Source organism: Polynucleobacter duraquae, from assembly GCF_000973625.1.
GTDB lineage: Bacteria > Pseudomonadota > Gammaproteobacteria > Burkholderiales > Burkholderiaceae > Polynucleobacter > Polynucleobacter duraquae.
The window spans coordinates 194,498-217,940 of record NZ_CP007501.1; the positions used below are offsets into that span (position 1 = coordinate 194,498).

22 protein-coding genes and 1 pseudogene are annotated in these 23,443 nt (G+C 46.2%); 12 read left to right on the forward strand and 11 right to left on the reverse strand.

Annotation, left to right across the window (positions count from 1 at the left end):
- Positions 1-5: 5 nt before the first annotated feature.
- The 5 genes from CL55_RS01090 (at position 6) to CL55_RS01115 (ending at position 6,752) form a co-directional block, all read left to right on the forward strand.
- Entirely contained in the window at positions 6-854 is an 849-nt protein-coding gene (locus tag CL55_RS01090; RefSeq protein ID WP_046329493.1) for a cytochrome C assembly family protein, read from the forward strand.
- A gap of 4 nt (positions 855-858) precedes the next feature.
- Complete coding sequence (gene ampD / locus CL55_RS01095; RefSeq protein ID WP_257719924.1) at positions 859-1,674, forward strand: 1,6-anhydro-N-acetylmuramyl-L-alanine amidase AmpD; 816 nt, start codon at positions 859-861, stop codon at positions 1,672-1,674.
- A gap of 347 nt (positions 1,675-2,021) precedes the next feature.
- Entirely contained in the window at positions 2,022-4,913 is a 2,892-nt protein-coding gene (locus CL55_RS01100; RefSeq protein ID WP_418054931.1) for a ribonucleoside-diphosphate reductase subunit alpha, read from the forward strand.
- 45 nt (positions 4,914-4,958) lie between these two features.
- Positions 4,959-6,146 carry a ribonucleotide-diphosphate reductase subunit beta gene (locus CL55_RS01105; protein ID WP_046329495.1) on the forward strand — a complete coding sequence of 396 codons (1,188 nt, stop codon included), beginning with the start codon at positions 4,959-4,961 and terminating at the stop codon, positions 6,144-6,146.
- Between the two features lie 333 nt (positions 6,147-6,479).
- Positions 6,480-6,752, forward strand: a complete 273-nt coding sequence (locus CL55_RS01115) for a hypothetical protein (RefSeq protein ID WP_046329497.1) — start codon at positions 6,480-6,482, stop codon at positions 6,750-6,752.
- Between the two features lie 203 nt (positions 6,753-6,955).
- Here the strand turns inward: CL55_RS01115 and CL55_RS01120 are convergent, their stop codons facing one another.
- The 7 genes and pseudogenes from CL55_RS01120 to CL55_RS01145 form a co-directional block, all read right to left on the reverse strand.
- Positions 6,956-7,915 carry a carbohydrate kinase family protein gene (locus tag CL55_RS01120; RefSeq protein WP_046329498.1) on the reverse strand — a complete coding sequence of 320 codons (960 nt, stop codon included), beginning with the start codon at positions 7,913-7,915 and terminating at the stop codon, positions 6,956-6,958.
- Between the two features lie 57 nt (positions 7,916-7,972).
- Entirely contained in the window at positions 7,973-8,581 is a 609-nt protein-coding gene (locus CL55_RS10825; RefSeq protein ID WP_257719927.1) for a DUF3426 domain-containing protein, read from the reverse strand.
- Between the two features lie 21 nt (positions 8,582-8,602).
- Positions 8,603-9,520 (reverse strand): annotated as a pseudogene (gene prmA, locus CL55_RS10750) (50S ribosomal protein L11 methyltransferase); the annotation flags it as partial.
- Between the two features lie 34 nt (positions 9,521-9,554).
- The gene (gene accC / locus CL55_RS01130; RefSeq protein ID WP_046329500.1) at positions 9,555-10,919 is read right to left on the reverse strand and encodes an acetyl-CoA carboxylase biotin carboxylase subunit; all 1,365 of its coding nucleotides are present in this window, start codon (positions 10,917-10,919) and stop codon (positions 9,555-9,557) included.
- Between the two features lie 52 nt (positions 10,920-10,971).
- Positions 10,972-11,433, reverse strand: a complete 462-nt coding sequence (gene accB, locus CL55_RS01135; RefSeq protein ID WP_046329501.1) for an acetyl-CoA carboxylase biotin carboxyl carrier protein — start codon at positions 11,431-11,433, stop codon at positions 10,972-10,974.
- Positions 11,434-11,462: 29 nt separating this feature from the next.
- Entirely contained in the window at positions 11,463-11,918 is a 456-nt protein-coding gene (gene aroQ, locus CL55_RS01140; RefSeq protein ID WP_046329502.1) for a type II 3-dehydroquinate dehydratase, read from the reverse strand.
- Between the two features lie 248 nt (positions 11,919-12,166).
- Positions 12,167-12,694: a TlpA family protein disulfide reductase gene (locus CL55_RS01145; protein ID WP_046329503.1), complete on the reverse strand. Its 528-nt coding sequence runs from the start codon at positions 12,692-12,694 to the stop codon at positions 12,167-12,169.
- 26 nt (positions 12,695-12,720) lie between these two features.
- Here CL55_RS01145 and mpl point away from each other — a divergent pair, with 26 nt between their 5' ends.
- From mpl to mtgA, 6 genes are read left to right on the forward strand one after another with little or no spacing between them, the layout of a single operon-like run.
- The gene (mpl, locus tag CL55_RS01150; protein ID WP_046329504.1) at positions 12,721-14,127 is read left to right on the forward strand and encodes a UDP-N-acetylmuramate:L-alanyl-gamma-D-glutamyl-meso-diaminopimelate ligase; all 1,407 of its coding nucleotides are present in this window, start codon (positions 12,721-12,723) and stop codon (positions 14,125-14,127) included.
- 5 nt (positions 14,128-14,132) lie between these two features.
- Positions 14,133-14,861 (forward strand): 3-oxoacyl-ACP reductase FabG, encoded by a 729-nt coding sequence (fabG, locus tag CL55_RS01155; protein WP_046329505.1) that lies wholly within the window; start codon positions 14,133-14,135, stop codon positions 14,859-14,861.
- A gap of 2 nt (positions 14,862-14,863) precedes the next feature.
- Positions 14,864-16,852 (forward strand): ribonuclease catalytic domain-containing protein, encoded by a 1,989-nt coding sequence (locus CL55_RS01160; protein WP_046329506.1) that lies wholly within the window; start codon positions 14,864-14,866, stop codon positions 16,850-16,852.
- Positions 16,836-17,696 (forward strand): energy transducer TonB family protein, encoded by an 861-nt coding sequence (locus CL55_RS01165; RefSeq protein ID WP_052728693.1) that lies wholly within the window; start codon positions 16,836-16,838, stop codon positions 17,694-17,696. The genes CL55_RS01160 and CL55_RS01165 overlap by 17 nt, the downstream gene beginning before the upstream one ends.
- Positions 17,697-17,737: 41 nt before the next feature.
- Positions 17,738-18,646 (forward strand): shikimate dehydrogenase, encoded by a 909-nt coding sequence (gene aroE, locus CL55_RS01170; RefSeq protein WP_082091860.1) that lies wholly within the window; start codon positions 17,738-17,740, stop codon positions 18,644-18,646.
- Between the two features lie 17 nt (positions 18,647-18,663).
- Positions 18,664-19,407, forward strand: a complete 744-nt coding sequence (gene mtgA / locus CL55_RS01175; RefSeq protein ID WP_046329507.1) for a monofunctional biosynthetic peptidoglycan transglycosylase — start codon at positions 18,664-18,666, stop codon at positions 19,405-19,407.
- A gap of 2 nt (positions 19,408-19,409) precedes the next feature.
- Here the strand turns inward: mtgA and pyrF are convergent, their stop codons facing one another.
- Positions 19,410-20,255 carry an orotidine-5'-phosphate decarboxylase gene (gene pyrF / locus CL55_RS01180; RefSeq protein WP_046329508.1) on the reverse strand — a complete coding sequence of 282 codons (846 nt, stop codon included), beginning with the start codon at positions 20,253-20,255 and terminating at the stop codon, positions 19,410-19,412.
- Positions 20,256-20,329: 74 nt separating this feature from the next.
- Here pyrF and corA point away from each other — a divergent pair, with 74 nt between their 5' ends.
- Positions 20,330-21,301, forward strand: coding sequence for a magnesium/cobalt transporter CorA (corA, locus tag CL55_RS01185; protein ID WP_046329509.1), 972 nt, complete (start codon positions 20,330-20,332; stop codon positions 21,299-21,301).
- Between the two features lie 4 nt (positions 21,302-21,305).
- Here corA and CL55_RS01190 read toward each other — a convergent pair whose 3' ends face one another.
- The 3 genes from CL55_RS01190 to thiL are packed head-to-tail and all read right to left on the reverse strand — an operon-like array spanning position 21,306 to position 23,427.
- Complete coding sequence (locus CL55_RS01190; protein ID WP_046329510.1) at positions 21,306-21,830, reverse strand: CinA family protein; 525 nt, start codon at positions 21,828-21,830, stop codon at positions 21,306-21,308.
- Positions 21,827-22,408: a phosphatidylglycerophosphatase A family protein gene (locus tag CL55_RS01195; protein ID WP_046329511.1), complete on the reverse strand. Its 582-nt coding sequence runs from the start codon at positions 22,406-22,408 to the stop codon at positions 21,827-21,829. Before CL55_RS01195 ends, CL55_RS01190 begins: the two co-directional genes overlap by 4 nt.
- A complete protein-coding gene (thiL, locus tag CL55_RS01200; protein WP_046329512.1) occupies positions 22,405-23,427 on the reverse strand; it encodes a thiamine-phosphate kinase in 1,023 nt (340 codons plus the stop codon). Before thiL ends, CL55_RS01195 begins: the two co-directional genes overlap by 4 nt.
- Positions 23,428-23,443 lie beyond the last annotated feature (16 nt).

A 23,443-nucleotide genomic window follows, 5' to 3' on the forward strand; every position in this document is an offset into this window, starting at 1 on the left:
TCTAGATGGATATTTTAGGTTACTCAAGCTTGGATTGGCTCCCTTCTGCGCTTTATTTGCTTCTTTTGTTCTTTTTGGGTTCACGGCCCAAGGGAAAGGTTGAATCTCCGGCTTTTACAGGCCTAGTTCAGGCATTGATTCTATTTATTTTGCTGATACATGGAATTGAGCTACATGACTCGGTTTTTACACTTGAGGGATTCGTATTTGGTTTTGCTCAGGATCTTTCTCTGATAGCTTGGGTGGGTCTCGCGTTTTACTGGTTTCAGTCATGGTTCCTGCCGATTTCCAGTTTACGTTGGCTTGTCTTATGTTTTGCTCTGATTTGCTCTGTATTGCCAGTGATGTTTTCCGGTACCTTGATTTCGCCAAAGGCGGTATCCGATCCTTGGTTTAAGGGGCATTTTATTGTTGCCACTATTTCAGTTGGATTGTTGAGTTTGGCAGCGTTGCATGCCATGTTGATGAGTATTCAAGATCGAGCATTACACCGTCAGCTAGCCGTCACCCCTAATAGCCGCATCTCCCATTGGTTGGAAGATTTGCCACCCTTGATGGCAATGGAGAGCCTCCTTTTTAACTTGCTCTACGTGGGTGTTGCGCTGCTGAGCTTGACAGTCTTTTCTGGACTCCTTTTTTCGCAAACGCTGTTTGGTAAGCCGCTTGTTTTCGATCATAAAACCATCTTTGCTTTGATCTCATGGGTTTTATTTTCTGGCCTCCTAATAGCCCGTTGGCGTGTTGGTTTACGTGGGCGCGTAGCTGTTCGTTGGGTCTTGAGTGCTTATACCGCATTGCTTCTGGCCTACGTTGGCAGTCGATTTGTTTTGGAAGTGATTCTTCAGAGAGCATGACGTTTTGATTAAGTGGATTCTTTTATTTGCTGGTGTAGGCGTTTTATACCTTTGGATAAAAGGCAAAAAACAAGTAAAGCTCAATACGGATGAGGCTGCCAAGATAAAGGCAGGGCGAAGCAAAGTTGTTGAGCCAGAGGTGATTGTCCAGTGCCACCATTGTTCTGTTCACCTCCCAAAATCTGAAGCAGTCATGCAAGAGATGCGCTTCTATTGCTCTCAAGAGCATCTCGATAGCTTGGATGCTCAAGGTTGGCTTGGTTCGGCTGCTTGGCGTATCTCACCTAACCAAGATATGCGACCGGAGGGTCTTGTACCAGATTTGGCAGTGATTCATCACATCAGCCTGCCGCCTAGTGGATTTGTCGATCGTAATTCCACCCAATTTATCGTAGATTTTTTTCAAAATAAGCTAGATTCTTCTTTGCATCCCTATTTTGAAGAAATTGCTGATCAAAAGGTATCTAGCCATTTTTTGATTTCTCGTCGTGGCGAGATCTTTCAGTTTGTATCTACTCAAAGCAAAGCCTGGCATGCCGGCGCCTCATCGTTTTTGGGGCGAGATAAGTGCAATGATTTTTCGATTGGTATTGAGTTGGAGGGAGATGGCGACCATCCCTTTGAGGATATTCAGTATTCTGCGCTGGCTAAATTAAGCGCCCAAATGCATTCTGTTTACCCCAATCTTCAATTTGCTGGGCATAGTGATATTGCCCCAGGCAGAAAAGTCGATCCAGGCATGCAATTTGATTGGAAAAAGTTTCAGGGTAAAAACAACATTTCTACCGAAAAATTACCCTTTGGTTTAGATCCACGTTAGGACTCTAAATTAGTATGTGAGTACACGCTCACTTTTCTGCCCTTTAGCTAAAAGGGTTACAAAAACTGCACCAAAATGAACCCTAATTTATTGAAAATCTAGGGAAAAATACTTATAAATATTCGTCAGAAATGTCTTACTAATTTCTGAATATTTCCCTATACTTAGTGTCAAATGCACTTTGAAACACTAGATGTAGTGTTTAAATATAGCAATACCATATTGTTTTTTAAAGATTTTTGTCCAAATAACTATATATAAGCAGGAAAAATATGACATACGCCAATCCCCAAGCAGTGGGACAGACTATCGGCATCAATAATCCAGGAATCAGCTCTTCCGAATCGATGAATCAAGCTCCATCTGCTGGCTTTGTAGCTGGCGGAGTAGGTGGCGGCCAAGCTACTCAATTATCTGATTACAAGATCATTCGCCGAAATGGTTCAGTGGTGGCGTTTGAGCCATCCAAAATCGCTATTGCAGTTACAAAAGCATTTTTAGCGGTTAATGGCGGTCAGGGCGCGGCTTCTGCTCGCGTACGTGAGCAGGTTGAGCAACTAACCCATGCAGTAGTTCGTGCCTTATTGCGCAGTCGTCCAAATGGCGGGACCTTCCATATTGAAGATATTCAAGATCAAGTGGAATTGGCATTGATGCGCAGTGGTGAGCATAACGTTGCCCGTGCATATGTTCTTTATCGCGAAAAGCGTAATCAAGAGCGTGCTGCACAGCAGACCAATGCACAAGAAACTCAAGCGTCAACCCAAGCTACTGAGCCAGGTTTGAAGGTATCAGATAACGGTGTTGAGAAGTTATTAGATATGGCGGCCTTGCGCACCATTATCGAAGCTGCCTGTGAAGGCCTTGGCAACAACATTGATGCCAGCCCAATCATTACTGAAACCATCAAGAATTTGTATGATGGCGTACCAATGGCTCAAGTGTATGACTCTGCAATTTTGGCATCACGCACTTTGATTGAAAAAGATCCTGCATACAGTCAAGTCACTGCGCGGATTTTGATGCACGTGATTCGTAAGGAAATCCTGGGTCGCGAAGTATTGCAAGGCGATATGCAAGCTGAGTACGGCAGCTATTTTGCCAAGTACATTAATGAAGGTATTTCTGCTGAGCTCTTAGACCCACGTATGCGTGAGTTTGATTTACCAAGATTGGCTGCCGCCTTAAATGCAAGTCGTGACTTGCAGTTCAACTACCTTGGTTTGCAAACTTTGTATGACCGTTATTTCTTGCATATTGAAGATCGCCGCATTGAAATGCCACAGGCATTCTTCATGCGCGTTGCAATGGGCTTGTCTTTGAATGAGTTGGATCGCGAGCGTCGTGCAATCGAGTTCTATGAAATCCTTTCTACCTTTGATTTCATGTCTAGCACGCCAACCCTATTTAACTCAGCGACAACACGTCCTCAGTTATCCAGCTGCTATCTAACAACAGTGGATGACGATCTTGATGGTATTTACGAAGCTTTGAAAGAGAACGCACTCTTGTCAAAGTTTGCTGGTGGTTTGGGTAATGACTGGACAAACGTACGCGCCTTAGGGAGTCATATCAAGGGCACTAACGGTAAGTCACAAGGTGTTGTGCCATTCTTAAAAGTGGTGAACGATACAGCGGTTGCAGTGAACCAAGGTGGTAAGCGTAAGGGTGCCGTTTGTGCCTACTTAGAGACATGGCACTTAGATATTGAAGAGTTCCTTGAGCTACGTAAGAACACCGGTGATGATCGTCGTCGTACGCATGACATGAATACCTCAAACTGGATTCCCGACTTGTTCATGAAGCGTGTGATGGAGGGTGGTGAGTGGACACTATTCTCACCTTCAAATACACCTGACTTGCATGACAAATTCGGTAAGGCCTTTGAAGAAGCTTATGTTGCTTACGAGAAAAAAGCAGACGCTGGCGAATTGAAGCCATTCCGTCGCATTCCGGCGCAGCAATTGTGGCGCAAGATGTTGGGTATGTTGTTTGAAACCGGTCACCCATGGATCACATTCAAAGATCCTTGCAACATTCGTAGCCCGCAACAGCATATCGGCGTAGTTCACTCTTCTAACTTGTGTACTGAGATCACTCTGAACACAAATGAGAGCGAGATTGCGGTTTGTAACCTAGGTTCTGTGAACTTAACAGCTCACATGACTACTGATGCATCCGGCAAAATGATTTTGGATCACGAGAAACTCCAAAAAACGATCCGTACTGCAATGCGGATGTTGGATAACGTGATTGACATCAACTATTACGCTGTTGCTAAGGCGCGTAACTCCAACTTGAAGCATCGTCCAGTGGGTATGGGCATCATGGGCTTCCAAGATTGCCTGCACATGCAACGTATTCCTTACGCCAGTGATGAGGCAGTGAAGTTTGCTGACTCCTCAATGGAAGCAGTATGCTACTACGCCTATCAAGCATCGAATGAGCTGGCTGAAGAGCGTGGCGTTTACAGCACCTATAAGGGTTCATTGTGGGACCGCGGCATCCTTCCGCAAGACTCAGTGGCATTGTTGGCGGCAGAGCGTGGTGGGTACCTTGAGGTAGATAGTTCTTCTACTATGAATTGGGATAGCTTGCGTGCCCGCATTAAGGAGCACGGTATGCGCAACTCAAACTGCGTTGCGATCGCACCGACTGCAACAATTTCCAATATCATTGGTGTATCAGCTTGTATCGAGCCGACATTCCAGAATTTGTTTGTGAAATCTAACCTCTCAGGTGAGTTCACCGTAGTAAACGAGTACTTGGTTCGTGATTTGAAAGATCGCGGTCTCTGGGATGAAGTCATGATCGCAGATTTGAAGTATTTTGACGGTACCTTATCCAAGATTGATCGTGTTCCACAAGATTTGCGTGACTTATATGCCACCGCATTCGAAGTAGAGCCAAGCTGGTTGGTTGAAGCTGCCTCACGTCGTCAGAAGTGGATTGATCAGGCGCAGTCACTCAATATTTACATGGGTGGCGCATCTGGCAAGAAATTGGATGACACCTACAAGCTGGCATGGTTGCGTGGTTTAAAGACTACCTACTACCTCCGCACAATGGCTGCAACGCACGTTGAGAAGTCTACGGTTGCAAGTGGCCAGCTAAATGCGGTATCAAGCGGCGGTGGTGTGAATGGTACGGATGCAGCATCAGCTCAAGAGTTAGATGGACCTGCTTGCACAATGCGCCCAGGTGACGCTGGATTTGAAGAATGTGAAGCATGTCAGTAAGCTATTTGCTAGCTGATTTAGAAAAATAAGAATTAGGAGAAAGTTATGTTGAATTGGGAAGAAGAAGTAGCTCCTGCGATAGCCAAGGTTGGTTTGGTACCGCAGCCTGTGTTTGCGGAGCCACAACTTCCACAAGCAGACCAGGTTGCGATTGTTACTCCCCAGAATATTGAGTCTGCACCTGTGCAAGCTGCTGCATTGACTGGTGGTGCAGCCTTGCGTGTTAATGCCGCTGATAAGCGCGTGATTAATGCCAAGACTGACGTGAATCAGTTGGTTCCATTTAAATATAAGTGGGCTTGGGAGAAATATCTGGCTGGTTGTGCAAACCATTGGATGCCACAAGAGATCAATATGAACCGCGATATCGCGCTTTGGAAGGATCCCAATGGCCTAACTGAAGATGAGCGTCGCATCATCAAGCGTAATCTTGGCTTCTTCACAACAGCAGATTCTTTAGCGGCAAACAATATTGTTTTGGGCACCTATCGCCACATTACTGCTCCAGAATGCCGTCAATATCTGTTGCGTCAGGCTTTTGAGGAGGCAATTCATACTCACGCCTATCAATATATTGTGGAATCTTTAGGCTTAGACCAGAGCGAAATCTTTAATGCGTACAACGAAATCGAGTCTATTCGCGCCAAAGATCAGTTCTTAATTCCGTTTATTGATGTGTTAACAGATCCTAATTTCAAAACTGGGACATTAGAAACTGATCAAATGTTGCTCAAATCATTGATCGTTTTTGCCTGCGTAATGGAAGGATTATTCTTTTATGTTGGTTTTACGCAAATACTTGCAATGGGTCGCCAAAACAAAATGACGGGTGCTGCTGAGCAGTATCAATACATCCTTCGCGACGAGTCTATGCACTGTAATTTTGGTATTGATTTAATTAATCAAATCAAGCTGGAGAACCCGCAGTTATGGACTTCTGCGTTCAAAGACGAGATCAAATCTATCTTCGAAAAAGCAGTGGAATTAGAGTACCGTTATGCAGAGGATACGATGCCTCGTGGAGTGCTCGGATTGAATGCGCCGATGTTCAAAGGTTACCTAAGATACATCTGTAATCGCAGATGTTTGCAAATAGGACTTGACGCGATGTTCCCAAATGAAGAGAATCCATTCCCATGGATGTCAGAAATGATTGATCTGAAAAAAGAAAGAAACTTTTTTGAGACACGCGTTATTGAGTATCAAACTGGCGGTGCGCTAAGTTGGGAATAAGTAGTTAATTAAAAGCGCATAGCCGGCTAAATAGGAGATTAGACGGTTGGATAGTTTTAAAAGTCAGCAAAACCAGACTCAAATCCGAAAACCCTTGTTCAAGGGTGCCTGGTCTACTCTCTCTATTTTTTCTAGCAAATTTAAGAAGCCGTTACCCTTTGGGGTCACGGCTTTTTTTCCAAGATTCATTAGCGTGCAGCACTTAGCATCAAGCCGCGCGCCGATGAATGGCTCGCTCGTCGGCTCCAATCGGTTGCAAAACCAGGCGGAAATGAATGGTCGGGTCTTCTTAATCGGTAGTTTGTACTAATCCTCACGTGAAGGAGCATTACTATGGCAATCGCCAAGAAGAAAGTTGCTGCAAAGAAACCAGCTGCAAAGAAAAAAGTTGCTGCTAAGAAGCCTGCTGCTAAAAAAGTTGCTGCTAAGAAGAAGCCTGCCGCTAAAAAGCGTCCTGCTGCTAAAAAAGCTGCTGCTAAGAAGCCTGCTGCTAAGAAAAAGCCTGCTGCTAAGAAGAAGCCTGCTGCTAAAAAAGCTGCTGCTAAGAAGCCTGCCGCTAAAAAGCGTCCTGCTGCTAAGAAGCGCGTAGCTGCAAAAAAAAAGTAAGTAAGCCTGCTGCGAAGAAAGCGGGCAAAGCTGTAAAAAAGCCCGTGGCTAAAAAAGCTGTCGCTTCAACAACGTTGAATCCTGCCGCTGCTTGGCCCTTCCCAACTGGCACACGTCCATAAGCTTTGCTTATAGGCGGGTGAAGTTCAAAGGGATCTCTCACGAGATCCCTTTTTTATTGCTACTTCAGTTAATTATTGGCTTTAGAGGGCAAATCCAAATGCGAATTTGAATTGAGCGGCGATATCATCTTTGCTCATTTGGTGATTTTGTGGTCCCTGATGGGCGATTTTGATCGAACCCATCAAGCTAGCTAATCGCCCAGTAGTTTCCCAATCCATACCGTTTTCTAATCCAAACAGCAAGCCACCTCGGAATGCATCGCCGCAACCAGTTGGATCAACTAATTTTGCTGCTGGTACCGGCGGAATCGCAATACATTTACCGTCAAAGTAGATATCCGCACCTTCAGCGCCCTTAGTCACGATTAATGCTTTTACTCTTTTAGCAACTTTTGCCAGGCTTAAACCAGTTCTTTGGGAGAGCATTTCGCCTTCATAGTCATTTACTGCGAGGTAGCTTGCTATATCTACAAGCTCTAGTAGCTCTGGACCATTAAACATCGGTAAACCCTGGCCCGGATCAAAAACAAAAGGAATTCCTGCTTCAGCTAACTGATGACAGTGCTCCCACATTCCTTGACGACCGTCAGGGGCAACGATTCCGAATTTAGCGGCACCTTTAGCATTTTTACTGCGCTCCACAATCACCGAGGAAACTTGATTGAGATGTGATTCGCCCATTGCGCCCGGATGAAAAGCCGTAATCTGATTATTGGCTTGATCGGTAGTGATCATCGCTTGAGCGGTAAATGCCTGCTCAATTTGGCGAATATGCGTTGCATCAATCTTTAGTTGTTTTAGGCGATCAAGATATGGGGCTGCATCACCACCAACGGTTGCCATGATGATGGGATCGCCACCCAGAAGGCTGAGGTTGTAGGCAATATTACCTGCGCAACCACCAAATTCACGACGCATTGTAGGAACCAGGAAGGCAACATTAAGGATATGAATCTGCTCTGGCAGGATTTGATCAGCAAATTTGCCTTCAAAGTTCATGATGGTGTCGTAAGCGATGGAACCGCAGATCAAGCTAGCCATAAATAATTACTTTCTAACAAAAATTGATTGAGATAAGTGTGAAGTGGAGTTTGAAGTCTACTTTTCAGTATAAAAAATTCTGACGCGATATCCAGCGGCGTTTTGTGGGATGGAAATCGGTAATGCAGATGAAAAGATTTCACCAGCAGGGGCGCCTTGACGTAAAAAATCTGAATGTGACTCTCGCCAAGCAGTCGGCAACCATTCTTGCGGAGTGAGTTGAATCTTTTTGATTTCAGATTCCTCTGCATCGGTGAGAGAAATTTCTAAATTCGGGAATAAAACGGCGATGGCAAGACGATTTTGTATTCCAACTTGCAACACAGATTGATTTGAGGGGTTTTTAAGGCCCTCTCGCGCGTTTTCAGGCAAAAGAGTAACCGAAGTTATTTTCCAAGCAGCAAAATCGCTTACAGGGCGATTTACACACCCTAGTGCACGACACAATTGTTCATCTAACTTCTGTAAAAGAGAAAATGCACTACTTGCAATTGCAGAAGAGCTGCCATCAACGCGTGTTGCTAATGTTGGTAAAAGGAAATTTCTGGAAAGGTGCTCGCCACAAACAATGAGCAGAAGGAAAAAAAGACTAAGAAAAATGAATTTAAAACTTTTTTTTTGAGCCGGTGCTGAAGTAACTCTATTTTTATCGACTGAACTTGCCAGAACACCTTGTGTAGGAAATTCGCCATGTAAACAGACCCAGCCTTCACTTTCTTTCCAAACGGAAAGTTTTAACCATTGGCTATAGGTCGCAATCACTTCCTCAGCTTGGCGCGCCAGCACGCCGGAGAGAACAATTTTTCCACCTGGGCACATTTTGTTTACTAGCGCCGGCGCTAAAACTTGTAGAGGATTGGCCAAAATATTGGCCATGACGATGTCGTACTTCGTTTCCGCTGCAAGTTCAGGTGCATTTTCGTTAGGCAAAACAAAACGAATGACTGTCTTGTTGATTTCTGCATTGCTGCGAGCCGCAACCATCGCTTGTGGATCGATATCAGTTCCAACTACGGGTTTGCATCCCAATTTTGCAGCGGCAATGGCCAAAATTCCAGACCCACAGCCGTAATCGAGCAAGCTTTGATTCGCAAGTTGCGTGTTTTGTTCAAGCCAAAGCAAGCAAAGGTGTGTGGTTGGATGGCTACCGGTACCAAATGCTAAACCTGGATCTACCGCCAAACAAATTGCATTGGGGTCGGTAGGCGCCTCATGCCAAGAAGGCACTACCCAAATACGCTCACCAATCTGAATCGGAGTAAATTGACTTTGGGTTAAACGAACCCAATCTTGTTCTTCAACAATCTTTTCTTGTGGGGCTGGGAGATTGAATCCTGCTTCCTGAAGGGATGCGAGAAGCTCGGGGATGAAGTTTTCTGTATCAGAATCATCAATCTCTGGATTAAAAAGTGCAGTTACAGAAGATCGATCCCAAGCCTGAACTTCTGGCGAGAGTCCTGGCTCGCCATAGAGTGGATTTTCATCGTAACCACCTGCGGCATCATCTTCAACGGTAACGGAGAGTGCTCCCACCTCCAGTAAAGCATCACCTAAAGGTTCTGCAATCTCAGCTGGGACCGTGAAAACAAGTTCACGATAGGACATGCTTACTCCAAATGGACATCAACTAGCCTGTAGCTTAAGGCTTGCCGCGACTAGCGGCTTGCTCTTCAAGGCGATGCTCGAGATAGTGAATGCTGGTGCCGCCTTCGATAAAGTTCGGGTCAAGCATGAGTTCACGATGTAGTGGCACATTCGTTGTAATGCCGTCGATCACCATCTCGGAAAGGGCAATCTGCATACGGCGTATCGCTTGCTCGCGAGTATTGCCATAAGCAATTAACTTGCCAATCATGGAGTCGTAATTAGACGGCACTACATAACCGCTATAGGCATGCGAGTCGACGCGAATTCCGGGGCCGCCTGGCATATGGAATGAACCAATTTTTCCTGGGCTTGGTGTGAACTTGAATGGGTCCTCTGCATTCAGACGGCATTCGATAGCATGACCACGGAAAACAATGTCTTTTTGGCGGTAGCTGAGTTTTAAGCCAGCAGCGATGCGAATTTGTTCTTGAACAATATCAACACCTGTAATCATTTCGGTGACTGGATGCTCTACTTGAACGCGGGTATTCATCTCAATAAAGAAGAATTCGCCATCTTCGTACAAGAATTCAAAAGTACCAGCACCTCGGTAACCAATTTTTCTACAGGCTTCAGCGCAACGCTCACCAATTTTGGCGATGGCACGGCGATCAATGCCGGGTGCCGGAGCTTCTTCAATCACTTTTTGATGGCGACGTTGCATTGAGCAATCACGCTCACCTAACCAAATGGCATTGCCATGCGTATCAGCCAAAATCTGAATTTCTACGTGGCGAGGCTTTTCTAAAAACTTCTCCATGTAGACTTCGGGATTACCAAAGGCACGACCAGCTTCTTCTTTAGTCATGTTGACCGCATTGAGAAGGGCTGCTTCGGTATGCACGACTCGCATTCCACGACCGCCACCACCACCGGCAGCTTTGATGATGACTGGGTAGCCAACGCGTTTTGCAGTGGCAATAATTTCTTTTGGATCGCTTGGCAAGGCACCCTCTGATCCAGGAACGCAAGGGACGCCAGCTTTGATCATGGCACGCTTGGCTGAAACTTTGTCACCCATGAGGCGAATTGAGGTTGCAGTAGGGCCAATGAATGCAAAACCGGACTTCTCAACACGTTCTGCAAAGTCGGCATTCTCAGAAAGAAAACCATACCCAGGGTGAATCGCTTCAGCATCCGTCACTTCCGCCGCTGAAATGATGGCAGGCATATTGAGATAGCTGAGCGGTGATGGGGCGGGTCCGATGCAGACTGCTTCGTCAGCAAGCTTCACATATTTAGCTTCTTTATCTGCGGTCGAGTAGACCACCACAGTTTTAATTCCCAACTCGCGACATGCGCGTTGGATACGGAGAGCAATTTCTCCGCGATTGGCAATCAGAATCTTATCGAACATGTCGGCTCTGAGTTAAGTAACGGTGGATTGGAATAGATCTAAGAGAGATCTATTAAGCGATGATGAATAGCGGTTGATCAAATTCAACGCCTTGACCGTTTTCACACAGAATTTGTTTAATGACGCCAGCTTGCTCGGATTCGATCTCATTGAGGAGCTTCATCGCTTCAATAATGCACAGCGTTTGACCCACTTTGACGGTGTCACCCACTTTGACGAAATCTGGAGACTCAGGGTTTGGTGCGCGATAGAAGGTGCCGACCATTGGTGAGCGAGCAACAAAGCCAGATTCAGCGGGCGCTTCTTCAATAGCTGGTGCTGCAACTGGGGTAGTCACAGGAGCAGCTTGCATCACTTGAGCAGGCGCTGGATTAGCGTAAACCACTTGACCTGTGTGAGCTTGAGAGCCGGCATTCACAATGCGAACACGATCTTCGCCTTCATTGACTTCTAATTCAGAAATTCCTGATTCAGAAACAAGGTCGATTAGGGTTTTTAGTTTTCTTAGGTCCATGGATAGGCTTCCTCTCTGGTAATTCTTAATTAATCTTTATTTTGTAAACGGGCGATGGCCGCTTGCAGTGCTAATTCATAACCAATTGCGCCCAAACCGCAAATAACGCCAGTAGCAATATCAGACAGGTAAGAGTGTTTACGGAACTCCTCACGCTGGTGAATGTTAGACAGGTGGATCTCAGTAAACGGTATAGCAACCCCAGCTAGTGCATCGCGCAAGGCAACACTGGTGTGGGTAAAAGCGCCTGGATTGATGATGATGAAATCCACCCCATCTTGTTTGGCCTTTTGAACTCGGTCAATCAACTCCCCTTCATGATTGCTTTGGAAGGTGGATAAATCGACGGAGTATGACTTGGCAATCGCGTCAAGCTTTGTATGAATATCTTCAAGGGTAGTTTTACCGTAAACCTCTGGCTCACGGGTTCCCAACAAATTGAGGTTAGGGCCTTGGATAACGAGAATTGAAGTGTTTTTCGACATAGATCGATATTTTTAGAGGCAGTTAGGTTTAATTGCGGAGATAAAACTTTTCTCTGAAAACTGCTTATTCAATGAAGAATCTTCTTCATCTTATAGACAAAGTATACCCCCGGAGCGGTGTCCCAAGCCTAAAAATCATGCAATAAACTGGCTATTTTTTATGATTTAAAGTGTAAATATTGCAAGTTTCAGCTCAGAAGCTGCTAATTTTGAACTTGATAATGACTGCAAAGATCATTTAAAAGGTCTTATAAAGCCGATTTAATGACACTTCTGAGTTCTTCTTCGCTTATCTTGCCTAATTTGCTGCTAGTAGCCTTGCCTTGAGCATTAATGATGACGGTGTAAGGAAGTGCCCCTTGGGCATTCCCCATCTGTTTCGAGATATTGCTGCCCTCAAGTCCACCGATCACAATTGGGTAAGAAACTTGGGTTTTTTCTAGGAATTCGCGAATGTTAGAGGGTGAATCGATGCCAATGCCGACAAATAAGACATTTTGGCTCTTGAACTCTGCTTGTAATTTGTCCAAAGTTGGCATTTCTTCGACGCAGGGAGGGCACCAGGATGCCCAAAAGTTCACCACGAGGACTTTTCCACGCCATTCTTTGGTTTCAACTGATTTTCCATCGGGTGTTTGCCATGAGTTTGCAAAAAAGGCTTTGATAGCGGGGTCGTCAGCTAGCTCTGTTTTGAAGATCCATTTCGAGGTCGCCATTCCCGCAGCAAGGGCTACGAGGTTAAATCCAATGATGCCAATCCACTGTCTTCGGTTCATTGCTACTCCTTAGCTAAAATTGCCCAATGCATATTCATATCTTGGGCATTTGCGGTACTTTCATGGGCGGCATTGCCGCAATCGCTCGGCAGGCCGGACATCGTGTTACGGGTTGTGATGCCAACGTATATCCACCGATGAGCACGCAGCTTGAAGCGCAGGGCATTGAGCTCATCGAGGGATTCTCGCCCGACCAATTATTACAGTTTGAGACGATGCCGGATTTATTTGTAATCGGCAATGTTGTTTCTCGTGGCAATCCACTGATGGAAGCCATTCTGAATCAAGGGCTTCCTTACACCTCTGGCCCTCAGTGGCTAGGTGAGCAAGTTCTTTTTAAGAGGCATGTTTTGGCTGTTGCCGGTACGCACGGCAAAACCACTACCTCCGCCATGCTGGCCTGGATCTTAGAATTCAATAATTACAAGCCGGGTTATTTGATTGGTGGGGTGCCATTGAATTTCACTGTATCTGCCCGCTTAGGCGAGAGTAAATACTTCGTGATCGAAGCTGATGAATACGACACGGCATTTTTTGATAAGCGCAGTAAGTTTGTTCACTATCGCCCGCGCACTGCTTTGTTAAATAATCTCGAGTTCGACCACGCCGATATTTTTGCTGATCTTGCTGCAATCGAAACGCAGTTTCATCATTTAGTACGTACCGTCCCAGGGGCTGGTCTCGTTGTGGTTAACGGTGAAGAGCCTGCTCTTGAGAGAGTCATTGCAAGAGGTGTTTGGGCGCCTGTTGAAAAGTTTGGGCAAGACAAACACAATGCCTGGTCATTAATTTCTCAGGCAGCAGATGGCTTTACTGTTTTGCAAGAGGGTAAAGAGGTCGCCACAGTGACCTGGGCACCAGACTCGGGAGTCATGGGCCGTCACAATCAACTCAATGCATTGGCAGCCATTGCGTCAGCAAATCATATTGGCATTGCACCAGTAGATGCCGCACGCGCTTTAGCTGAGTTCAAAAATGTGAAGCGCCGTTTAGAAACGATTGGTGTCGTAAATGGAGTCACTCTATACGATGACTTTGCACATCACCCAACCGCAATTATTACCACGGTAGATGGCTTACGCCGCCGCGTAGGGCAATCACGAATTTTGGCAGTATTAGAGCCTCGTTCTAATACGATGAAACTCGGGGTGATGAAAGCGCAACTACCGAACAGCCTAGAAGCTGCCGACAAGATTTTTGCTTACGGCGCAAGCGCTGGTAAAGATTCTTTAGGCTGGGATTTAGATGAAGTCTTGGCCCCATTAAATGCAAAGAGTCACAATCGAGCTGAAGCCTTTGATGATCTATCTACTTTGGTTAAGGCTGTTGCAAACGAAGCGAAGCCTGGCGATCATATTTTGGTGATGAGTAATGGCGGCTTTGGTGGAGTGCACCAAAAAATATTGACTGCAATACAAGAGAAAGCAAAGTGATAGGCATGAGACTAAAAGATAAGGTAGCCATCATTACTGGTGCTGCAAAAGGAATTGGCTTTGCAACTGCAAAACGTTTTGCGCAAGAAGGTGCAAAGGTCATGATTGCCGATGTGAATCCCGAGGCGGTTAAAGCTGCTGCAGATCTTATTTCTGGCTCAGAAGCTTATGTTATGAACGTAACTGATCGTGCAAGCATTGAAGCAGCTGTTGATCAAATCATGCAACGCCATGGACGCATCGACATTTTGATTAATAACGCTGGCATCACTCAAGACGCACGCTTAGTCAAAATGACGGAGGCTCAATTTGATACGGTAATTGATGTCAATCTCAAGGGTGTTTTTAATTGCACGCAGTTGGTAGTGCCGCATATGTTGGAGGCTGGCAAAGGCGCTGTCGTCAATGCTTCTAGTGTTGTGGGTATTTATGGAAACTTTGGACAGACTAATTATTCAGCAACCAAGTTTGGGGTAATTGGCTTTAGTAAAACTTGGGCGCGTGAATTAGGTCCAAAAGGTATTCGGGTAAATGCAGTGTGCCCAGGCTTTATTGCCACTGAAATGGTCAAAGCTATGCCAGAAAATATTCTGACTGACATTGAGAGGCGCAGTTGGCTTGGTCGCTTAGGGACTCCTGAAGAAATGGCGAATGTCTATTTATTCTTGGCAAGCGATGAGGCTAGCTATGTGAACGGTGTTGCTCTTGAGGCCAGTGGCGGGATCTCCCTCTAAGCATGCATCTTTTATATGAAGAGGGTGGCGACATCAAGGTCGCCACAGTCCAGTCTGCTTCGGGTGCTGGAGATGCGGAATCATGGCAAGCAACTAGTTTGTCTGGGAAAAAGATTAAGTTAAAAGCCAAAGAGGTTTGGTTACGCTTTGAGAAGCCAGAGCCACAGGCATTGATGGATGAGGCAAATGCCCTATCAAAAGAGATTGATCTGCAATTCTTATGGGACTGCGCACCTGATGAAGAGTTTGGCTTATTAGATGTTGCTCATGAGTACTTTGGCGCTCAAGCCACCGTACCGCAACAGACGGCATTAGCTATTGCTTTACAAAGTGCGCCAGTATTTTTCCGTCGCAAAGGGCGTGGACGTTTTCAAAGGGCGCCGCTAGAACAACTGCAGGCTGGTTTGGCTGCGCTTGAGCGCAAGCAAAAAGAATTAGAGCAGCAGACTGCATGGCAGCAAGAACTAGTGGCTGGCGTGTTTCCAGAGACGCTTCAATCCCAGGCAAATCAACTTCTGTTTTCTCCGGACAAAAATACCTCTGCCTATAAAGCATTGATTGCAGCGTGTACTGAGTCAGGAGAATCACCTGCACAGCTCATGATCCGCTGTGGTGCGATTGACTCACCTTTGCAATATCACCAAGGAATGTTCTTAAAAGCGCATTTCCCTCAGGGTGCTGCACATGACTTAAGTTTGGCGGTTGATCAGGCTGCTCTAGATGCCGCTATTTCAGAATTACCTCTAGCTGAAGTGACTGCATTCTCGATTGATGACTCAGGTACTACTGAAATTGATGATGCTTTATCAGTGACAACGCTCGAGGGTGGTGGACATCGTATCGGTATTCATATTGCGGCGCCTGGCTTGGTGATTACCAAGGATGATGCTTTAGATAAAGTCGCACGTACTCGGATGTCTACCGTGTATTTCCCTGGCGACAAGATTACGATGTTGCCCTACACAGTGATTGCACAGTTCTCATTGGATGAGGGCGCGGCTCGCCCAGCTTTATCAATTTATGTGGACATTGATCCAGCTGGAGTTGTAGATAAAGAGACTCTACAGTTGCGTGCTGAGATGGTTCCGATGGGGGCAAATCTGCGCCTAGAGAATTTAGAGCATCTGGTAACGGAAGAAAGTTTTGCTGATGAATCAGCTGGCTATGCTTATCGTGAAGAGTTGAGTGTTTTATGGGCCGCTGCAAAGTTATTGCACGCAGGGCGCCAGGAACAGCGTGTAGCTAATGGATTGCGTGCTGAGCAATTAGGGGTCTTGGATCCTAATGCCTTAGCAAGAGACTTTCATTTTCAAATTCAAGAAGTGGATGGCGCACAGAGGGTGGAGATTAGTCCTCGTCAACGTGGCTCCATCCTTGATACCATCGTTGCTGAGTGGATGATTTATTGCAACAGTGCTTCAGGACGCTTATTGGCAGATCATGGGATACCTGGTCTGTTTCGGACTCAAAAGGGTTGGGGTCCCTTACGTACGCGTATGCAGATAACTCCCGGTCCACATGAAGGATTGGGTTTGGAGTATTACGCCTGGTGCACATCACCTTTGCGCCGTTACTCAGATTTAGTAAATCAGTGGCAGTTAATCGCAATAGCAAAACATGGTATTACTGCCAAGATGGTGGCGCCGTTTCCTCCGCGTGATGCAGCATTAATGGGTATCGCCGCCGACTTTGAAGCTTGCTATTCTGCCTACGGTGAATACCAAGATCGCCTTGAGAAATATTGGTGCTTGCGCTGGGTTTCTCAAGATGAGACTCCTAAGCAAGTCTTTGTGAGACATCTTAAGGAAGGTATGTCGCGAGTAGAGCCTGTCCCATTGCATCTTCCAGTTCCTGAGTTGGTGACCCACCCGCGTATGACTCGAGCTGAAGTAAGTTTGGCTGACGTAGACCTATTGCAGCTCACTGCCGGGGTTCGGGTTCTTCATATAGAAACCCCAGAAGTTCCTGAGAGTGATGCAAGTCTTACCTAGGCTGTCGCAGCTAGTAGGACGCTTAAATACTGGTTGGCGCCGCCACCCATTTTGCTATGCGCTAGGTCTTTCGATTTTGGCTCACCTCATCTTGTTCTCCTTCCGCTGGGGTATGGGGGAAATAGAAAATCGTCGTCTAAATACACCGCTCAGTGTTGTCTTGGTAAATGCTAGTAATCCAGTAGCGCCCAAGCAGGCCAATAAATTAGCCCAAGCAGATTTGCAGGGAGGCGGCAATACCTCCAGTCAAGATGCTAGTGCGCTCCATCAAGCAAGACTCGGTGCAGATGCCCGTCTCGAGGTTTTAGAAAAACAGCAAAAGCAAATGTTGGCTAAGCTTGAAGCGGATCGAGCGCTTTCGGGCGGTCGCAAAAGTGGAGATGAGAAACAAGCGACATCCCAACTAAATTCTTTGGAAGCTGAGTTGGCTAAACGTTTACAGGCCAATGGCCGTGAGCCTCGTCGTAAAGTCTTAACTGGAGCAAGCACTAAAGCGGTTGTTTTTGCCCAGTATTACGATGCCATGCGTCAAAAGATTGAGGCTTATGGAAGTGCATTTTTTCCACGGGCTAATGGTCGCCCCTTGTACGGAAGTTTAGTGATTGTGGTGAGCGTAGATGCTCAGGGGCGTATTGCCAATAATGCTCAAGGTAAAGATGGTCTCAGTATTGGGCGAAGCTCTGGCAATCCCGAGTTGGATCGCCAGGCCTTAGCAATTGTGCGTGCTTCTGCCCCCTTTGGAGTTTTCCCCGCAGAAATGCGTAATCAGCTTGATATCCTAGATTGGGTTTCTACTTTTGATTTCACACGAGATGGATCTGATCGCTTAGATTTGCGCCCTTAATTCAGAAGACATCACTCAATTTCGCTTATCCTGTAGTTACTATGAGTCAAATCTCCTCTGCCCAATTGCATGCCGATCCCACTCAATTTCCCGGTATGGATGTTTATGCGGTTGCTGGTAATCCGATCTCACACAGCAAATCACCCGCTATTCACAAGCGATTTGCTGAGCAGTCAAACCAGAAAATGTATTACGGGCGTTTACAGCCTGAGCTTGGTGAATTCAAAACCGCTGCGCAAGCTTTCTTTTCTGCTGGCGGTAAGGGTATGAATGTTACCGTCCCATTTAAGTTGGACGCTCAGGCTCTTGCAGATGTGTTAACGCCGCGCGCTCAGCTCGCCGGGGCAGTAAATACTTTGCGTATTGAGGATGGAAAAATATTTGGTGACAACACGGATGGCGCCGGCTTAGTCAGAGATCTACTGGCTCAGGGCCTTCAAATTCAAGGCTCTCGAATTTTATTGCTGGGAGCGGGCGGCGCATCTCGCGGAGTACTTGGCCCCTTATTAGAGCAATCGCCCCAAAAGTTGATTATTGCTAATCGATCCAATGCCAAGACCGACGAGTTAGTTCGATTGTTTAGTGATTTAGCTGTTTCGCTCGATGTTGTGTTGCAAGCCGTCACTTTGGGCGACTTGGAAGATGCAAGTAAGATCGCATCTCCTTTTGATCTCATTATTAACGCTACTGCCGCCGGACTATCTAATGAATCTCCTATTAGCGATACCGCCGCAAGCAATATCTTTACTCCACAGTCTTTTGCCTACGATATGGTCTACGGCAAAGTCACTACCTTGATGCAGCAAGCATTGCATCGCGGTGCACGAGTCAGTGATGGCTTGGGCATGTTGGTTGAGCAAGCTGCCGATGCCTTCTTAATTTGGCGTGGTGTTCAGTTTTCTGATGCAATTGATTCTCGCGCTGTATTGGCAGAACTTCGCACTTCTTAATTTATAGCTAAGCTTTAATGCGTTGGCTTTATTACTTTCTGAAATGTTTGCTGGGCGGTTTTATTGCCATGCAAATGTACTTTGTCATTCAGATTGGCTTATGGGTAGTTTTTGATCCTAGCAGTACTGCATTTCAGAGAGCTGAACGTTGGCGCCTTTGCAGTTTATCTTGGTCTTGCCCGGTTAAGTCAACTTGGGTTCCGTATGACAAGATCTCGGCCAATCTCAAACGTGCTGTTTTAGTGAGTGAAGACGATATCTTCTTTCAGCATATGGGTGTGCGGGTTGAGGATATGAAAAAGGCATGGGCCAAAAATTCACAACTTAACCAACAGGGTAGTGGTAAATCTAAAACAGCTTTGCGTGGCGGCTCTACGATTACACAGCAATTAGCAAAGAATCTTTTTCTTTCTTCTGAGCAGAATTATTTTCGCAAAGCTCAGGAGCTCATCATTACGGGTCTATTGGAGGTAATGCTTCCTAAGCAACGTCTTTATGAAATCTATCTGAACTCGGTAGAATGGGGCGAAGGCATCTTTGGTATTGACGCTGCTTCTCAGCATTACTATGGCATTAAGCCAGCATCACTTAATCGCGAACAGGCCGCAGCTTTAGCATCAGCATTGCCAGCACCGAAATGTTTCGATAAATCACAATACTGTCGTAAGGCCAATATTCACTTCCCCACGCGGCAGGAATTTATCTTGGAAAATATGGATAGGGTTGCTTTAGCACCCATTCAAAAGCCTAAAGCGCGCTAGTGTTATTTAGTGCTTGCAGCTCTTAGCGCATCTCTCGTTGCGATGGCTACTTTTCTGGCCGCCTCGGCAAAATCATTTCCTGAGCTTGCATACAAAATTGCTCTGGAGGAGTTGATCATCATGCCTGTGCCTAGCTGATTGGGTATGCCGCCAGCTTTAACGGTGGCATCGATATCGCCACCTTGAGCGCCAATGCCTGGAATGAGTAAAGGCATCTCGCCCACAATGGCTCGCACTTGAGCAATTTCTTTGGGAAAGGTAGCGCCAACTACTAGGCTAATTTGTCCAGAGGCATTCCAGTTCTGTGCGGCAAGCTTGGCCACATGCAGATAAAGCGGCTCCCCATTGGGGGCTACATTCAAGAACTGAAGGTCGGAGCCCCCTAGATTTGAGGTTCGACATAAAACAATCACGCCCTTGCCAGCGTGCTTCAGGTAAGGTTCGATCGTGTCAAAGCCCATGTAAGGGTTCACGGTGACGGCATCTGCACCATAGCGCTCAAAGGCCTCTAAGGCGTAGTGGTCAGCCGTACTACCGATATCACCACGCTTCGAGTCCAATATGACAGGGATATGCGGATATTGATCTTTAAGATAGCGAGTGAGCTTTTCAAGTTGAGCCTCGGCTCTTTGAGAGGCAAAGTAAGCGATCTGGGGCTTAAAGGAGCAGGCGGTATCCGCAGTGGCATCAGCGATCTCGCGGCAGAACTCAAAAATCCCCTCAGGCTTGTCCTGAAATACAGCAGGTAAACGCTTGGGATCTGGATCAAAGCCCACGCACAACATACTGCCTTGAGAAGCCCATGCAGACTGGAGTTGTTGGATAAAGGTATTTGAGCTGGAGTTCATTAGGATTGGGCTTATTTTAGTCAAACTGTCATGGTCTATAGGATAAACTAGCGACCATTCCTTAGGAGTTCACCATGATCAACTTGTTCGTCCTGCAAAATGGCCGCCTCTCTCAAGAGCAAGTGGAAGATCGCAATGAATTGTTGCAATACTCCAATCCTATCTGGATCGACGTTGTTGATCCCGAAGAAGAAGAGCTCCTGTGGATCAAAGAGGCTTTTGGCGTTCTCTTGCCTGAATTAGATGATTTAGGCGACTTAGAAGCTTCTGCGCGGTATTTCGAGGCGGATGATGGCCACCTTCATATTCGTACTGATTTCTTATTGGACGAAGAAGAAACTTCTCGAAACGTGCGAGTTGCTTTCGTGATGACCAAGCAAGTTTTGTTCTCGATTCATGACGAAGATTTACCAGTGTTCCGCTTGGTGCGTTTGCGTGCCCGTTTACGTCCAGGTTCAGTTAGTAATGCGAAAGATGTTTTGCTCGACCTGTACTCCACTGATGCTGAGTACTCTGCCGATGCCTTGGAAGAGGTTTATGAAAATCTCGAGCAAGCAGGCAAGCGTGTTCTGCAAGATGACATTACCGATCATGATGCAGAGGAAGTGCTCGAAACGATTGCCAAGGAAGAGGATACCAACGGACGTATTCGTCGCAATGTAATGGATACTCGTCGCGCATTGTCTTTTTTGATGCGCAGCAAATTATTGTCTGATGAGCAGCAAGAAGAAGCGCGTCAGATTTTGCGAGATATTGATTCATTAGAAAACCATACCGCCTTCTTATTCGATAAGATCAACTTCTTGATGGATGCGACAGTCGGTTTTATTAATTTGAACCAAAGTAAGATCATCAAGATCTTCTCGGTGGTGTCTGTTGCCTTAATGCCTCCAACTTTATTAGCGAGCGTGTGGGGAATGAACTTCCGCTATATGCCTGAACTAGAACAGACTTGGGGTTATCCAGTTGCGATTATTTCAATGGTGATTTCAGCGATGATTCCATTGGGTTACTTCCGCCACAAGGGTTGGCTTAGCTCACGTTAATGAATTAGGCATTTTTTGGTTTAAGTAATTCCAAAAATTGAGAGAGTGCAAAATCACGCGCTTGCTCTCGCACTACTTGGCGATCACCGTTGAAGTGTTTAGTCAGCGTGACTGTATTAATAACATCATGCCCAACATTTTCTTTAATCACCAAGCCAAAGCAGACAGTGCCAACCGGCTTTTCTGCTGAACCACCCGTTGGACCAGCGATACCGGTAATGGAGATAGCAGCGTTGACATTGGCATGACGTAGCGCCCCCTCGGCCATGGCTTTGGCGACTTGTTCGCTGACTGCGCCAAAAGAGTCAATCGTTTCCATTGAAACGTCTAAGCATTCTGATTTTGCGGCATTGCTGTAGGTGACATAGCCTCGTTCAAGCCAATCACTCGAGCCTGCTAAGTCCGTTAGTGTGGCGCAGACAAGGCCGCCAGTGCAGGACTCTGCTAAGGCAATTTTCCAGCCCCGGCTCACTAGAGTCAAGGCAATAGCTCTCGCCAGCTCATGTTGGGGATCGTTATTGTTTTTCATGAGAGATAGCCCAATCCAATTTGCACAAGCGCTATTGTGAGAAGTGTAAAAAATGCAGCAGCAAGATCATCTGCAATGATTCCGAAGCCGCGCCATAGTATTAAGCCAATACTTGATGGAGAGGAGTTATCACTATTTTCTAAATGTTTAAAGTACCGATCAATCATTCCAATCGGACCGGGTTTCACGGCATCAAAGAATCGGAATAGTGCAAATGCCAAAATTTGTACCCATAAGTTTGCTGGCAGGATGAATATCAATACAAGCCAGAAGGCGACTAATTCATCCCACACAATTCCACCAAAATCTTTTTTCCCTAACTCTTCACTGACTTGTCCGCAGATCCAGCAACCCAGAAGAATCCCTGTGCCAATAATCCACCACCATGCTTCTGTTGATAGAAAGAGTTCGCCCAGTAAGAAAGCAGCCCAAGCCCACAGTGTTCCTGCAGTACCGGGTGCAAATGGTGCCAATCCACTACCCAGTCCAAACGCCAAGGCACGGCTTGGTTTGCTAAATACCCAACTCAAGCTGGGGGTGGGTACGGTCGAAGTTGGCGTATTGGTTTGATTATTCATGCGAAGTGATCAAAGGATTTGAGCAGTTGATTTACTTCTTCAGGATTTAATCTAGCCCCATTGCTGTCAATGAGCTGGATCTTTGGTGAGTGATTTTGCATATCCTTGATGCTGCCAATTTGAGTGAGTGGAAGATTTAAGTCTCCACTGATTTTGGTGATGGCATTTCTTAAGCTACTTGCGGCAGTAAAGCACAACTCGTAATCATCACCGCCACTTGCGGCATATTGATTTTGAATATTGGGCGATTGTTTGCGTAGTGTTCTGGATTTAGGGATCTGCTCTAAATGGATTTCTGCATCTTTACCTGATTGCTGGAGGATATGCCTCAGATCACCCAATAGACCATCGGAGACATCTAAAGCAGAATTGGCCACGCCTCTTAAGGCGATGCCTAAATTAATTCTAGGGGTGGGTTGATGCATACGCGCTTCAATTACTTCCAAATCTCCCTTTTCTAATTCAATCTCATGACGCAGTGCAGCAAGTGCAAGTCTGGCGTCACCAACGGCTCCTGAAACCCAAATGTCATCACCTACTAATGCGCCTGACCTAAGGATGGCTTTATCTTTTGGAATACTGCCAAAAGCAGTGATACAAATATTGAGTGGGCCGGCAGTGGTGTCACCGCCAATAAGTGGGCAGGTAAATTGATTGGCGATGGCAAATAAACCTTTGCTAAACGCTTCTAACCAGGCTGAATTCGCCTCAGGTAGCGCCAGTGCTAGTGTGAAGCCCATTGGCCTAGCACCCATAGCGGCTAGGTCTGAGAGGTTGACTGCTAGGGCTTTCCAGCCCAGCCACTCTGGATTAGCGCCTACAAAAAAGTGTCTGCCACTGACCAACATGTCGCTGGTAATGGCAATCTCCTCGGCAGGATCGGTTTTTAGTAGGGCGCAATCATCTCCAATTCCCATTTTTACTGAGCCGGGATTGCTGACAAGCATCAGTTCCGACTGCGTTTTAAAGAAACGCTGAATGAGATCAAATTCGCCAAGTGAGGATATTTGAGATTGCATGCCCCATTTTATGGCT